This window comes from Kitasatospora sp. NPDC034533 (assembly GCF_055575155.1).
The window spans coordinates 19,619-33,218 of record NZ_JBVITE010000003.1; the positions used below are offsets into that span (position 1 = coordinate 19,619).

Below are 13,600 nucleotides of genomic sequence, written 5' to 3' on the forward strand. Positions count from 1 at the left end.
GGGGGCGGGCAAAAGCGGGTGGGCGCGGGGGAGAGGGGACGCGGAGGGTGAGCGCGTGGGCGTTGACGGTGGGTGCGGGGTGGGTGGGTGCGGGGTGGGTGGGTGCGCTCCCCCGCGGGCGGAGGCGGACGGGCCGGGTGCGCGCGCGGCGGGCCGCCGACTGCGGGAGACTGGCCGCATGCCGGAGCTGCCCGAGGTGGAGGCACTGAGCGCCTTCCTGTCCGAGCGGCTGACCGGGCGCGTGATCGCCCGGGTGCAGCCGGTGGCGATCAGCGCGCTGAAGACGTACGACCCGCCGGTGACGGCGCTGGAGGGGCGGAGGGTCGGCCCGGTGACCAGGCGCGGCAAGTTCCTGGACATCGAGGCGGAGGGGCTGCACCTGGTGGTCCACCTGGCCCGGGCCGGCTGGCTGCGCTGGAAGGACGGCCTGCCCGAGCAGCCGCCGCGGCCGAGCCCGCGGAACCCGCTGGCGCTGCGGGTGCGGCTGGAGGGCGAGGCGGCGGACGGCTTCGACCTCACCGAGGCCGGATCGAAGAAGGGCCTCGCGGTCTACGTGGTGCGGGACCCGGCCGAGGTGCCCGGGGTGGCCCGGCTCGGCCCGGACCCGCTGGATCCGGCCTTCGCCCCGGCGGACTTCGCCGCCCTGCTGCGCGGCGAGCGGCGGCGGATCAAGGGCGTGCTGCGGGACCAGAGCGTGCTGGCCGGAGTCGGCAACGCCTACTCGGACGAGGTGCTGCACGCGGCCCGGATGTCGCCGTACAAGGTGGCCGCGAGCCTGACCGAGGACGAGGTGGCCCGGCTGTACGAGGCGCTCGGTGACACGCTGCGCGAGGCGGTGGAGCGCTCGCGCGGACTGGCGGCGGGGGAGCTGAAGGCGGAGAAGAAGCTCGGGCTGCGGGTGCACGGCCGCACGGGCGAGCCCTGCCCGGTGTGCGGGGACACCATCCGGGAGGTGTCCTTCGCGGACTCCTCCCTCCAGTACTGCCCGACGTGCCAGACCGGGGGCAAGCCGCTGGCGGACCGGCGGCTGTCCCGGCTGCTGAAGTGACCTCCGGGGCGGGATGGGGCGGCGGTCGCGGGCCGTCCCACCCGCCCGGCGGCGTCAGCGCTTGATCGCGACGCCGCCCCAGTAGTACGCGGCCTTCGGGTCGGCCGGCGGCTCGCCGTCCGGGCGCCAGGCCAGCACCGGGGTGACGCCCGGCTCGATCAGCTCCCAGCCGTCGAAGAAGCGGACCACGTCGTCGTAGCCGCGCGGCACCAGGGTCATCCCGCCGGCCCGGGCGGCGGCGGCGACCTGGCCGACGGCCTCCGGGTCGAAGTCCGGGGTGGGCGTGGTCAGCGCGAGGCAGCTGCCGGCCGGCAGGGCGTCGCGCAGTGCGGCGACCCGCGCCCAGGGGTCGTCCGCGTCGGCGATCAGCATCAGCACGGCGATCATCAGCAGGCCGACCGGCTGGGTGAGGTCGAGGGTGGCGGTGAGCGCCGGGTCGGCGAACAGCTCCTCGGGCTTGCGCAGGTCGGCGTGGATGTAGGTGGTGCGGCTGGCCGGGCTGGAGACCATCAGCGCGCGGGCGTGGGCGAGCACGATCGGGTCGTTGTCGACGTAGACCACCCGGGTCCCGGGGCTGACGGCCTCGGCGATCTCGTGGGTGTTCGGCGAGGTCGGGATGCCGGTGCCGAGGTCGAGGAACTGGCGGATGCCGTGCTCCTGGGCCAGGTAGCGGACGGCCCGGCCCTGGAAGGCCCGGTTGGCCTTGGCCATCTCCTTGACGCTCGGCACGGCCTGCTCGATGGCCTGTCCCATGGCGCGGTCGGGCGGGAAGTTGGTCTTCCCGCCCAGCCAGTAGTCGTACACGCGCGCAGAGTGCGGGGCGGTGGTGTCGACACCGAAGCGCTCCCACTGGCTGAGCTCGGCGGCGTCGTCCTGCGGGCGCGGGCGGGGGGAGTCCTGACTCGTCGTCATGGCCACGTCCTCTGACTCTGATGGCAGATCATCACACTGGGGAAGGCACAGCGTAGCGGTCCGGACGGGAGGTGGAGCGTCCGGTCGGGGAAGATCGGTGGAAGAACCCGGGACGCGAGGTGTGCGGGCGGTGTCCTTGGGCCGTCGGAGTGGTGATCGGGTCCGTCGGAGTTGCCCACGGGGAGGGGCGGTGGCGGCCGGGGGAAGCATCCAGAATGCTGTCAGATCGTCAGATTACTTCGCGAAGATTGCTGCTGGTTGCGGCCGGAATGTCCCTTCTGGGGATGGCCGCCGGATGCCGGAGTCCCTGGAGTGGCGGGGAGGGTGGCGAACCGGGCGCGACCGATGCCGCCGCTCCGTCCGCTCCGTCCGCTCCGGACGGGCCCGGGGGAGCGCCGGGCGTCCCGGACTCCGCCCCGGCCGCGCCCTCGCCGGGTACTCCGGCGGGCACGCCGTCCACCGTGCCCTCGCCGGTGCCGCCGTCCGCGTCCCCCACCGCCCCGGCGGACGCGGTGCCCGTGCGCCGGGTGCTCACCGATGCGGAGGCCAAGCCGGTGTACGACCTGGACCCGGCGCAGCGGGTCGTGGCGCTCACCATCGACGACGGCCCGGACCCCCGGTACACGCCGACCGTGCTGGCGCTGTTCGAGCAGTACGGGATCAGGGCGACGTTCTTCCTGATCGGCGAGAACGCGGTGGAGCACCCCGCCCTGGTGCGGGAGATCGCGGACCGCGGCCACCACATCGCCAACCACACCTGGACCCACCCGGAGCTGCGGCACCTGTCCGAGGCCAAGGTGAGGGACGAGCTGGAGCGCACCTCGGACCTGTTGCAGCGGACCACCGGCCGGCAGCCCACCTGGTTCCGGGCGCCGGGCGGGGACTGGTCCGCGGCCTCCCTCAGGATCGCCGCCGACCTCGGGATGCGGAACATGGCCTGGTCGGTGGACCCGCGGGACTGGGCCCGGCCGGGGACCTCGGCGATCATCGACCGCGTCCTCAAGAACGTCCGCCCCGGGTCGATCGTGCTCAACCACGACGGCGGCGGGGACCGGTCGCAGACGGTGGCGGCGCTGAAGGCCTACCTGCCGGTGCTGATCGACTCGGGGTACTCCTTCACGGCCCCGCCGAACTGAGCGATCCGAGTGGATCATCCGGCGACGGAGGGTAGCGGCTTTGAGGTTTAAACCACCCAAAAGGGTGGATTGAGAGAACCGTTTCTGCGTTTTTGAGGGCTCTAGGGTGTTCTCGCACCAATGAACCGGGTACCGCCGAGTACCACCTGAAAGGCCCTCACTCATGCGTCTCCGCAACGCCGTGCTCGCCGCCGCCAGCGCCCTCGCCCTCGTCCTCGCCGTTCCGTTCTCGGCGCACGCCGCCGAGGGCGAGTTCCGCTACAAGTACGGTTTCGGCTCCACGAGCGGGCTCTTCAACCCGCCGAGCGGCCGGTGCATCGACATCCCGGAGGCCACGGCGCAGGAGCCGGCGTTCGCGCCGGAGAACATCACCCGGTCCACGGCCACGGTCTTCCTGGACTTCGACTGCGACGGTGAGTACTACGTCCTGAACCCCGGAAAGAAGGCGAGCGACCGGCTGAAGCTGCGCTCGGTGGTCTTCTCCTGAGCGCCGGGGGGTGAGGGGTGGACCGGGCCGGACGGTCGGCGTAGGTTCGTACTGTCCGGCCCGGTCGCCGGCGCCCCGCCGTGCCCGTACGTCCTGCCGTGGTCGTGCGGCCCGCAGTGCCCGTGGTCGGGCGCCGCAGCCCTGGGCAGAGCGAAGGAGGGCCTGGGATGACCGGCAACGGCTACGCGCACCCCGAGGCATTGGTCCGGACCGAGTGGCTGGCCCACCACCTGGACGACGGGACGATCCGGGTCGTCGAGGTGGACGAGGACACCGAGGCCTACGACCGGGACCACATTCCCGGCGCGGTCGGCTGGAACTGGACCACGGACCTGCACAGCCAGGTCGGCCGGGACTACATCGACCGGGACGGCGTCCAGCACCTGCTGCGGGCGGCCGGGGTCGAGGACGACACCACCGTGGTGCTGTACGGCGGCAACAACAACTGGTTCGCCGCCTACGCCTACTGGCTGTTGCGGCTGCGCGGCTTCGGGCCCGTGCGGCTGCTGGACGGCGGGCGCAAGAAGTGGGAGCTGGAGGGGCGGGAGCTCACCCACGAGGTGATGGACTACCAGCACACCGACTACCGGCTGAGCGGGCCCGAGTGGCCGGAGCTGCGGGCGATGCGGGACGAGGTCCTGGCCAAGGCCGAGGTGTTCGCCAAGCCCGGGGCGGACGCGGTGCTGGTGGACGTCCGTTCGCCGGCCGAGTTCCGGGGCGAGCTGATCGCGCCGCCGCACCTGCCGCAGGAGCAGGCGCAGGTGCCCGGGCACATCCCCGGCGCGGTCAACGTCCCCTGGTCACAGGCGGCCAACGACGACGGGTCGTTCCGGTCGGCCGAGGAGCTGAGGGCGCTGTACGGGGGGAAGGGCGTGGAGTCGGAGCGCGAGGTGATCGCGTACTGCCGGATCGGCGAGCGGTCCGCGCACACTTGGTTCGCGCTCACCGAACTGCTCGGGTACCCGCACGTGAAGAACTACGACGGCTCGTGGACGGAGTACGGCTCGCTGGTGCGGGCGCCGGTGGCGCTCGGGGCGTGAGTGCGACGGCAGGAGCGCGGCGGCATGGGCGCGACGGTGTGAGCGCGGCCCGGGTGAGTGCGACGGTGTGATGTCGGCGCGTTTCTTTTCATGAACATCTCACAATCGGGGAGTGGAGCGAGGCCTTCCGGGACAAGGATCGATTCAATCCAATCGTTCCGGTGATCCCTGGAGGACCACGTGCGCAAGAGGCTGATCGTCTCTGCTGCCAGTGCCCTGAGCCTGTTCCTGGCCGTCCCCGCCTCGGCATCCGACTTCCAGCCCGGTGCGGCCGGGGTGGGCGACTCCTACTACCCGACCTACGGCAACGGCGGCTACGACGTCTCGCACTACGACATCCGGCTGAAGTACCAGCCCGCCACCGACGAGCTCGAAGGCACCACCACCATCCTGGCCACCGCCACCCAGGACCTCTCCCGCTTCAACCTTGACTTCGCGCTGAACGTCTCCGAGGTCCTGGTCAACGGGCGGGTCGCGAAGTTCGCCACCAGCGGGGAGCAGGAGCTGGAGATCACCCCCGCCAGGCCGCTCGCCAAGGGCTCCCAGGCCACGGTCGTGGTGCGGTACAAGGGCGTGCCGTCCACCGTGAAGAAGTACGGCTTCACCAGCTGGCACCGCACCCCGGACGGCGCCGTGGCCGCCAACGAGCCCGAGGCGGCCTGGTGGTGGTTCCCGAGCAACGACCACCCGAGCGACAAGGCGACCTTCGACGTCTCCGTGCTGGTGCCGGACGGCAACCAGGTGATCAGCAACGGCGTGCTGACCGGCACCTCCTCCCAGGCCGGCTGGACCCGCTACAGCTGGCGCGAGAACAAGCCCCAGGCGACGTACCTGGCCACGCTGGCGGTCGGCAAGTTCGACATCACCCGGGACACCACGCCGAGCGGGCTGCCGGTCTACAACGCCTACAGCAAGGACCTCGGTGACAACGCGGACGCGGCCCGGGCGAGCGTCGAGCGCACCGGCGAGCTGGTGGACTGGCTGAGCGGCTACTTCGGCCAGTACCCCTTCAGCTCGGTCGGCGGCTACGTGCCCAACGTGACGACCGGGTACGCCCTGGAGACCCAGACCCGGGTCTTCTACAGCCCCCGGCAGTTCGCCAGGGGCGCCAACACCTCGGTGGTCGTGCACGAGCTGGCCCACCAGTGGTACGGGGACAGCGTCTCGCTCTCGCGCTGGAGCGACATCTGGCTGAACGAGGGCTTCGCCCGGTACTCGCAGTACCTCTGGTCCGAGCACGAGAACGAGGGCACCGCGCAGGAGCTGGCCGACTACGTCTACGCCTCGCACCCGGCCGACGACCCGTTCTGGAGCGTCAAGCCGGGCGACCCGGGCCCGGACGACCAGTTCTCGAGCGCCGTGTACGACCGGGGGGCCGTCGCCGTCCAGGCGCTGCGCAACGCCGTCGGGGACGAGAAGTTCTTCCGGATCCTCAAGGGCTGGCCGACCGAGCGCCGCTACGGGAACGCCACCATTCCGGAGTTCCAGGCGTACGCCGAGAAGGTCTCGGGTCAGAAGCTCGGGGACGTGCTGAACACCTGGCTGTTCACCCCCGGCAAGCCCGCCGTCGGACCGGTGCCGAAGGGCACCCCGGCGGCGCTGGCGGCGGGTGCGGACCAGACGCAGGCGAAGCCGGCGGCCGAGCCGAAGTCCTGGCAGAAGATCCAGGCGACCAACTCCGTGCACGAGGCGCACAGCTGACGGAGCGTCGTGACGTCCGAAGTGGCGGCTTCGCGGCGCGGCGGCATCGCCGTGGAGCCGTCATTTCGGCTCGTTTCTTTTCATGAAAGTCCTACAAACGGAAGGTGGGTGGGGGACTTCGGGGCAAGGATCGATCCAACCCGACCACTCTGGTGATCCCTGGAGGACCATGTGCGCAAGAGGCTGATCGTCTCCGCTGCCGGTGCCCTGAGCCTGTTCCTGGCCGTCCCCGCCTCGGCGACCGGCTTCCAGCCCGGTGCGGACGGCCTCGGGGACCCGTACTACCCGACCCTCGGCAACGGCGGCTACAAGGTGTCGCACTACGACATCCGGCTGAAGTACCAGCCCGCCACCGACGAGCTCGAAGGCACCACCACCATCCTGGCCACCGCCACCCAGAACCTCTCCCGGTTCAACCTGGACTTCAACCTGAAGGTCTCCGAGGTCCTGGTCAACGGGCGGGTCGCGAAGTTCGCCACCAGCGGCGACCAGGAGCTGGAGATCACCCCCGCCCGGCCGCTCGCCAAGGGCTCCCAGGCCACCGTCGTGGTGCGGTACAAGGACGTGCCGTCCACGGTGACGCGGTACGGCGGCTTCACCGCCTGGCGCCGCACCCCGGACGGCGGGGTGGCGTCCAGCGAGCCCGTGGCGGCCGGGTGGTGGTTCCCGAGCAACGACCACCCGAGCGACAAGGCGACCTACGACGTCTCGGTGCTGGTGCCGGACGGCAACCAGGTGATCAGCAACGGCGTGCTGACCGGCACCAGTTCACAGGCGGGCTGGACCCGGTACAACTGGCGCGAGAACAAGCCGCAGGCGACGTACCTGGCGACCCTGGCGATCGGCAGGTTCGACGTCACCCAGGGCACCACGGCGAGCGGGGTGCCGGTCTACAACGCCTACAGCAAGGACCTCGGCGAGGAAGCGGGCGCGGCGCGGGCGAGCGTCGAGCGCACCGGTGAGGTGGTGGACTGGCTGAGCGGCTACTTCGGCCAGTACCCGTTCAGCTCCGTCGGCGGCTACGTGCCCAACGTGACCAGCGGTGGCGCCCTGGAGAACCAGACCCGGGTCCGCTACAGCCCCGGGATGTTCGCCGACGGCTCCAACACCTCGGTGGTCGCCCACGAACTGGCCCACCAGTGGTACGGGGACAGCGTCTCGCTCTCGCGCTGGAGCGACATCTGGCTGAACGAGGGCTTCGCCACGTACGCCCAGTTCCTCTGGTCCGAGCACGAGAACGAGGGCACCGTCCAGGAACTGGTCGACTACATCTACGCCTCCCGCCCGGCGAGCGACCCGTTCTGGAGCGTCAAGCCGGGCGACCCGGGTGAGGAGAACCAGTTCTCCAGCGCGGTGTACTACCGGGGCGCGATGGCCATCCAGGCGCTGCGCCATGCCGTCGGGGACGAGAAGTTCTTCCGGATCCTCAAGGGCTGGCCGACCGAGCGCCGCTACGGGAACGCCACCATTCCGGAGTTCCAGGCGTACGCGGAGAAGGTCTCGGGCCAGAAGCTCGGGGACGTGCTGAACACCTGGCTGTTCACCCCCGGCAAGCCGGCCGTCGGACCGGTGCCGAAGGGCGCCCCGGCCTCGGCCGCGCCGGCGCTCGGCGCGGACGGGGCGCAGGGGCAGGTGCCGGTGGAGCCGAAGTCCTGGAAGAAGATCCAGGAGAGCAACGAGGAGCACGAAGCGCGTAACTGACGGCACGGACCGTCCGGTCGGCGGTTCCCGCACGCGCGGGAACCGCCGGCCCGGGGCTATGCCACTCCCGGGCCGTCCGCCGCCAGCAGTTCGGTGAGGCGGCGGACGGCGAAGGGTATGAGGTCGCGGACCGGGACCAGCCGGCAGGGCGCGTTGCCGACCAGGACCTCCCGGATGCCCGCCCGCTCCTCGAACTCCCGCCCCACCACCGGGAAGTGGGTGTCGTTGTCGTCCGCCACGTCCGGCGCCTCGATCCAGACCCGCTCGCCCTGGATCGCCATCGGGAAGCGGCGGAGCTTGAGCCGGCGGTTGGGGGCGAACGTCTCGGCGTAGTGCAGGAAGGTGTTGCGGTTGTGCCCGACACCGACCAGCAGCACGTACCCGCCGAGGTCGTGCAGCGCGCCGAACGGCGACTCCCGGCCGACGGCGAAGCCGAGCGAGCGGCGGGCGGTGACCTCCCGGGCGTGCGCGCCGACCGCGGCGACCGAGACCTGGGGGTGGGAGCTGCGGTGGCTCTCCGGCAGGGCCCGCAGCGCCTCCGCCACCGCGCCCGTGGTGGAGGGGAGTTCGGGATGGAACAGCGGGACGGCGGCCCGCCGCTCGGCTATGTCGGCGTTGGGCGGGCCGCTGTGCCCGGGGGCCGGGTCGCGGACCGTGTCGGAGGTGAAGGCGGGCACGGCGACGGTGCCCTCCGGGCCGACCGCCTCGCGCAGGCTGGCCACCACCGCCGCCGCGCCGCCCTCGACCCGGCCGAGGCTGGAGAGCGAGGAGTGCACGATCAGCGCCATGCCGTCGCGGACGCCCACGCGGCGCCAGCCCTCCACGAGGTCGGCGGTGGTGAGCGGGGCGGTGCCCGGTGTCGTCATGGTGCCTCCTGGTGACGGCGGTGAGGTTGGTGCGGGATCGTTCGGGGCCGACCATAGCGGGTGCCACTGACAGTCGGTCAGGGCGGGGGTACCGAGCGTCAGCTCGGGCTGGGGTGGGGCGCCGCCGGGCGGCCGGTCGTGCGGCCGGGCGGTGCGAACCGGTCGTGCGCACGGGCGGTGCGAACCGGTCGTGTGTCCGGGCGGTGCGGCCGGGTGCCCACCGGGGGTGATCAGGCCGGCGCTCGCCCCGCCCCGGCCTCCGTGAGGATCAGCTCCTCGACGCCGTAGAGGAAGCGCTCCATCGCCGCGCGCGGGAGCACGGCCGGATCGGCCGTCATGGCCAGGCTCAGCGCCTGCGCGGACTGGAGCGCGTCCAGGGCGTAGGTCAGGCCCGGGCGCGGCTCGAACTCCACCGGCCAGGTGAGGGTGGTCCCGTCGCTGCCGGGGTCGGCCGCGGCCGGGAGCAGCTCCCGGGTGTCGTTGAAGACGCAGGAGCGGTCGGCGAGCGGGACGCCCTCGGCGGTCAGCCGGGCGACCTCCGCAGCCAGGGCCGACTTGTCGTAGTACGCGTGGCGGTAGGTGCCGATCGCGGCGGCGTGGGTGCGGCGCACGACGTCACCGAACTCGGCGGTGGCGTCGGCGAGGTGGAACAGTCCGTCGCCCGCGACCACGCTCACCGCGTTGGCCAGCTCGGGCAGGAAGCGGTTGTTGACCACGACGTTCAGCACGGCCTCGGCCGAGCCGGAGAGCCGGGCGGTCATCGTGGCCGTCGCGGCGAGCAGGACCGAGCCGGTGCTGACCCGGTGGGTGGCCGCCACCCGCTCCAGGGCGCGGGGCAGGGCGGGGGAGCGGAGCACCGCGTTCGGGAACCGGGCGGGCGGCTCGGCGTCGGGTCGCTCCGTGTCGGACGGTTCCACGGCGGGCGGCTCGGTGCCGGGTGGTTCGGCCACCGGCGGGAAGAGCCGGGGCGGGCCCAGCCGGAGCTTGCGAACGAACTGCTGCCGGGCCGCCGCGTCGCGTCGCAGGCCCCGCTCGGAGGTCTGGAACTCGGCCTCTTCCAGCGGTTGTCGGGCCGGGATGCGGGCGCCGGCCAGCTGCTCGGGGGAGCTGCCGAGGCAGAGGGCGGAGAGGTCGGCGACCAGACGGCTCATCCCGGAGCCGTCCACCGCGGTGTGCGAGAGCACCAGGCTGATGTGCCGGACGAGGCCGTCGGGGGTCGTCACGGCGCCGACTCGGACGGGCCACTGCTCGGCGGTGTCGAAGGACTGGGCCGCCAGTTCCCCGTGCAGCCGGGCGCCGAGCTCCGCCGGGTCCTCGTGCGCCGTGGCGGGCAGCAGGTGGACGCCCAGGGCGCCGTCGGGGTCGACGACTTGGCGCAGGCCGCCGTCCTCGTCCGGGAGCAGCCGGGTGTGCAGCGAGTCGTGCAGGTGCAGCAGCTGCTCCAGGGCGGTGAGCAGCACGGGCAGCGGCAGTCCGGGGTCCAGCGGCGCCGCGGTGGCGATGTTGTAGCGCGGCGCGTCGGCCGGCGGCAGCTGTCGCACGGCGTCCCAGATGGCCCGTTGGCCCCAGGTGGCCGGTCCGGTCCCGGAGCGGCCGGACGAGAGGGCGATCTCCAGCAGTTGGCGAGTGGTCACCGTGTGGGCTCTCCGTAGTGCGGTGGTCGTGGCGTCGTGGCGTCGTGCCGGTGCGTTGGGAGCGCGGGTGCGTTGGGAGCGCGGGTGCTGCTGGGGAGAGTGTGGCGCACCGCCCGCCGTGCGTCGAGGGTCGCGGGGCGGTGGCCGATCCGGGCGCAGCCGAGGAGCCGAGGAAGGCGCCTGGGGGCGGGCCGGCGGTGCTGCCGATGGTGCGAGGGTTCCGTAAGTCTCTTGATATGAAGTATCTTGATGTCGAGATTGATGTCGAGGGTGCGACGCGCACGACTGAAGCGACGGGGGGCCTGCCATGCGGGAGAACGGACTGATGGCGCAGCTGCGGCGGCCCCCGGGCGGGCGGGACGCGCGGATCATGCTGCTGGCGCAGTGCGTCGACCGGACCGGGACGGGGCTGTGGGCCGCCGCCTCGGTGCTGTACTTCACCTACGTCTGCGGGATGGACGCGCGGCAGCTGGGGCTGCTGCTCGGGGTGGGCGCGGTGGCGGGGGTCGCCGGCTCCCCGCTGGCCGGGCGGGCGGCCGAACGGGTTCCGGTGCGATGGCTGCTGATCGGCTGCCACCTGCTGCGGCTGGGCGCGATGGTGCTGCTGCTGGTGGTCGGCGACTTCGCGGCGCTGCTGCCCGTCGTGGCCCTGATCTGCCTGGCCGAGCGGGCGGCCAAGACGCTGGAGATGCTGTTCGCGACCCGGGTGGCGGGCGAGCGGCGGGCCACCTACCAGGCGCTGTTCCGCAGCGTCGCCAACGCCGGGTACGCACTCGGCGCCGGCATCGCCGCGATCGGGCTGGCGGCCGGGACCACGGCCGCCTACCGGGCGCTGATCCTGGCCAACGGGCTGTCCTTCGTGCTGGCCGCCGTCCTGGTCTGGCGCACCCGGGAGCCGTCCGGGCACGGCCTGGTCGCCGCGAGGTCCGGGGCGCGGCCCGGCGCGGGCGGCGGGGAGCCGTCGGCGGCGCCGAGCCCCTGGCGCGACCGTGGCTACCTGCGCTTCGTCCTGCTGGACATGCCGCTGAACCTGGACGACTCGATCCTCAACGTCGGTCTGCCGCTCTGGCTGGTCCACCACACCGGCGCGCCGCACGCCGTCGTCCCGGTCGTCCTGGTGCTCAACACGGTGCTCGTGGTGCTGCTGCAACTGCGCGTCTCGGCCTGGGCGGACGGCCCGCGCGGAGCGGCCGCGGCGGTGCGCTGGTACGGGGTGGCGGTGCTGGCGAGCTGCGTGCTGGTGGTGCTCGCCACCGGCGCCGGGCCGTGGCCGGCCTCGGTGCTGCTGCTGGCCGCGGCGATGCTGGTCACCCTGGCGGAGCTGCTGCGCTCGGTGAGTTCCTGGGAACTGGCGGTCGTGCTGGCACCGCCGGGCGCCCGGGCCTCGTACCTGGGGGTCGCCGGGATGTCCCAGTCGGTGCAGAAGGCGGCGGGCCCGCTGCTGCTGACCGGGGTGGTGATGGCGGCCGGGCCGGCCGGCTGGCTGGGGCTCGGCGCGGCGACCGTCGGCCTCGGCGCCCTCCAGCGCCGGGCCAGCCTGCGGCGGCTGGCGGAGCTGGGCCGGGCGGAGGCCGCACAGCCGCGGCCGCAGGCGGCGGGAAAGGCCGCGGGCTGAGCGGCGCGGGCGCGGAGGGGCCCGAGGAGACGAGCGGCGCCCTCCGCAACTGTCGTGCGGAAGGCGCCGCTCAGGTGGCGGGCCCGCTCACGGGCGGCCCCTGGGCCCCGGTCGCGGGAGGCCGCCCGTCAGAAGCGCCAGACCTGGTCGGCGTCGTTCGTCTCCTACGGGCAGCAGCAGTGGGCGACGGTGACGGCCTACCCCGGCGTCGACCGCACCGACACCACTCCGCCCCAGGGGTCACCACCGGCACCACGTCCCTGATCTGGGGCAGCGAGGAAAAACTCGCGTCGGTCGCCAAGGCCGGGGAGCCGGAGGGGACTTCGTGCCTCTACGACGCCGACGGCGACCAGCTGATCCGGCGCGACCCCGGTCGCACCACGCTCAACCTCGGGGTCGACGAACTCACCCTGGACACCAGCAAGTCCGGCTCCCGGTCGCGAGCAAGGGAAAGCTGCTGAAGTCGATCTTCCGCCCGCGCGACGGGATGTATCCGTCGCTGATGAGCGACGGCAGGACCGTGGACAACGGAAACCATCGCCCGTTCGTCCTCAAGGAGCTCGCGGAACAGGGCAAGATCAGTTGGGATGAGCCCATCTATCTGCACAGGCTCAGGTAGGGGCACTGGACGGCATGCCTGCCCCAAGGACTCCCCGTCCCTCGAAGAGAGGTCAGTGTATGGAGCGCTCCGACATCAGGCGCGCGCTGTGGCGGTGCACCGTTCAGGGCTTCCTGGGGATTCGGTCGACGGTTCGGCACGGAGTTCCCGAAGCAGAGGCTGCGGCCTGGGGGATCGCTCCGGGAACCCTGGGAGCAGGACGTTATGTCACCGGGGTCGCGGGTGTCTGCCACGCGGTGAGAAACGCCGCTGCCGGGGGAGCCGACGGGCTGACGGCACTTGTCCAGGGCTGGTCGAACGCAGACCCGGTCGGGCGGTACTGGCTGGAGGAGACAGTCCGGATCTACGTCGGGCAGACTGCGGCAGGTCATCTTGCCGCGGCCTGCCGTGACGGGCGGCGAACAGTGGAGCCGGCCACCGGGTCCAAGCGCGGCCCGCTTGCCGACCGGCGTCGGTCGGGTTCGGCTGCCTGGTGCGACGAGCTCCTCTCGGCGGGGTTCGAGGACATCCTCGCGATAGCCGAGCGACGTCGCGGTGCCGTGGACGGCGAAGCCATGGAGAGGATCGGGGCCATCGCCGACGTCTGTCATCGGATTCCGTATCCGCAGGAGCTTCCGATCGTGCTCAGGCCGTGGCTCGTACGGCGGTACCTGAAGGATGGCTGGAGGTCGAGCTCCCGGGCCGGCCGGGAGTGGTGCCGGGAGAGGTCCGAACGAGTCGAGATGCGTGTTCCGGTCCGGATCCGGCGGATCATCTCCGTGCCCTGACCACGGAACCCATGCCGGGCTACCGTTCCGTTGAGGGTTTCGGGCCCTCCTGACGGCAGCGCGGTCGGACGGCG

At 72.5% G+C, this 13,600-nt stretch carries 12 protein-coding genes; 9 read left to right on the forward strand and 3 right to left on the reverse strand.

Annotation, left to right across the window (positions count from 1 at the left end):
- Positions 1-178 precede the first annotated feature (178 nt).
- Positions 179-1,048, forward strand: coding sequence for an Fpg/Nei family DNA glycosylase (locus ACZ55U_RS03135; RefSeq protein WP_465521814.1), 870 nt, complete (start codon positions 179-181; stop codon positions 1,046-1,048).
- Between the two features lie 54 nt (positions 1,049-1,102).
- Here the strand turns inward: ACZ55U_RS03135 and ACZ55U_RS03140 are convergent, their stop codons facing one another.
- Positions 1,103-1,960 carry an SAM-dependent methyltransferase gene (locus ACZ55U_RS03140; RefSeq protein WP_465521816.1) on the reverse strand — a complete coding sequence of 286 codons (858 nt, stop codon included), beginning with the start codon at positions 1,958-1,960 and terminating at the stop codon, positions 1,103-1,105.
- A 473-nt stretch (positions 1,961-2,433) separates the two neighbouring features.
- Here ACZ55U_RS03140 and ACZ55U_RS03145 point away from each other — a divergent pair, with 473 nt between their 5' ends.
- The 5 genes from ACZ55U_RS03145 to ACZ55U_RS03165 all read left to right on the forward strand — a co-directional run bounded on the left by ACZ55U_RS03145 (position 2,434) and on the right by ACZ55U_RS03165 (position 8,025).
- A complete protein-coding gene (locus tag ACZ55U_RS03145) occupies positions 2,434-3,096 on the forward strand; it encodes a polysaccharide deacetylase family protein (RefSeq protein ID WP_465521818.1) in 663 nt (220 codons plus the stop codon).
- 163 nt (positions 3,097-3,259) lie between these two features.
- Positions 3,260-3,583: a hypothetical protein gene (locus tag ACZ55U_RS03150; protein ID WP_465521820.1), complete on the forward strand. Its 324-nt coding sequence runs from the start codon at positions 3,260-3,262 to the stop codon at positions 3,581-3,583.
- A gap of 167 nt (positions 3,584-3,750) precedes the next feature.
- Positions 3,751-4,623: a sulfurtransferase gene (locus ACZ55U_RS03155; protein WP_465521822.1), complete on the forward strand. Its 873-nt coding sequence runs from the start codon at positions 3,751-3,753 to the stop codon at positions 4,621-4,623.
- 180 nt (positions 4,624-4,803) lie between these two features.
- Positions 4,804-6,324 (forward strand): M1 family metallopeptidase, encoded by a 1,521-nt coding sequence (locus ACZ55U_RS03160; RefSeq protein WP_465521824.1) that lies wholly within the window; start codon positions 4,804-4,806, stop codon positions 6,322-6,324.
- A 171-nt stretch (positions 6,325-6,495) separates the two neighbouring features.
- Entirely contained in the window at positions 6,496-8,025 is a 1,530-nt protein-coding gene (locus ACZ55U_RS03165; protein ID WP_465521826.1) for a M1 family metallopeptidase, read from the forward strand.
- Between the two features lie 56 nt (positions 8,026-8,081).
- Here ACZ55U_RS03165 and ACZ55U_RS03170 read toward each other — a convergent pair whose 3' ends face one another.
- Complete coding sequence (locus ACZ55U_RS03170) at positions 8,082-8,891, reverse strand: AAC(3) family N-acetyltransferase (RefSeq protein ID WP_465521828.1); 810 nt, start codon at positions 8,889-8,891, stop codon at positions 8,082-8,084.
- A gap of 230 nt (positions 8,892-9,121) precedes the next feature.
- Complete coding sequence (locus tag ACZ55U_RS03175) at positions 9,122-10,525, reverse strand: condensation domain-containing protein (protein ID WP_465521831.1); 1,404 nt, start codon at positions 10,523-10,525, stop codon at positions 9,122-9,124.
- Between the two features lie 307 nt (positions 10,526-10,832).
- Between ACZ55U_RS03175 and ACZ55U_RS03180 the strand changes: the two genes are divergently transcribed.
- From ACZ55U_RS03180 to ACZ55U_RS03190, 3 genes are all read left to right on the forward strand, one after another.
- Positions 10,833-12,140, forward strand: a complete 1,308-nt coding sequence (locus tag ACZ55U_RS03180) for an MFS transporter (RefSeq protein WP_465521833.1) — start codon at positions 10,833-10,835, stop codon at positions 12,138-12,140.
- 179 nt (positions 12,141-12,319) lie between these two features.
- Entirely contained in the window at positions 12,320-12,601 is a 282-nt protein-coding gene (locus tag ACZ55U_RS03185; RefSeq protein WP_465521835.1) for a hypothetical protein, read from the forward strand.
- Between the two features lie 217 nt (positions 12,602-12,818).
- Entirely contained in the window at positions 12,819-13,526 is a 708-nt protein-coding gene (locus ACZ55U_RS03190; RefSeq protein ID WP_465521837.1) for a hypothetical protein, read from the forward strand.
- Positions 13,527-13,600 lie beyond the last annotated feature (74 nt).

Coding starts and splice junctions, on each gene's coding strand:
- ACZ55U_RS03135 (WP_465521814.1), top strand. CDS start 179: ATGCCGGAGCTGCCCGAGGTGGAGGCACTGAGCGCCTTCCTGTCCGAG.
- ACZ55U_RS03140 (WP_465521816.1), bottom strand. CDS start 1,960: ATGACGACGAGTCAGGACTCCCCCCGCCCGCGCCCGCAGGACGACGCC.
- ACZ55U_RS03150 (WP_465521820.1), top strand. CDS start 3,260: ATGCGTCTCCGCAACGCCGTGCTCGCCGCCGCCAGCGCCCTCGCCCTC.
- ACZ55U_RS03155 (WP_465521822.1), top strand. CDS start 3,751: ATGACCGGCAACGGCTACGCGCACCCCGAGGCATTGGTCCGGACCGAG.
- ACZ55U_RS03170 (WP_465521828.1), bottom strand. CDS start 8,891: ATGACGACACCGGGCACCGCCCCGCTCACCACCGCCGACCTCGTGGAG.
- ACZ55U_RS03180 (WP_465521833.1), top strand. CDS start 10,833: ATGCGGGAGAACGGACTGATGGCGCAGCTGCGGCGGCCCCCGGGCGGG.
- ACZ55U_RS03190 (WP_465521837.1), top strand. CDS start 12,819: ATGGAGCGCTCCGACATCAGGCGCGCGCTGTGGCGGTGCACCGTTCAG.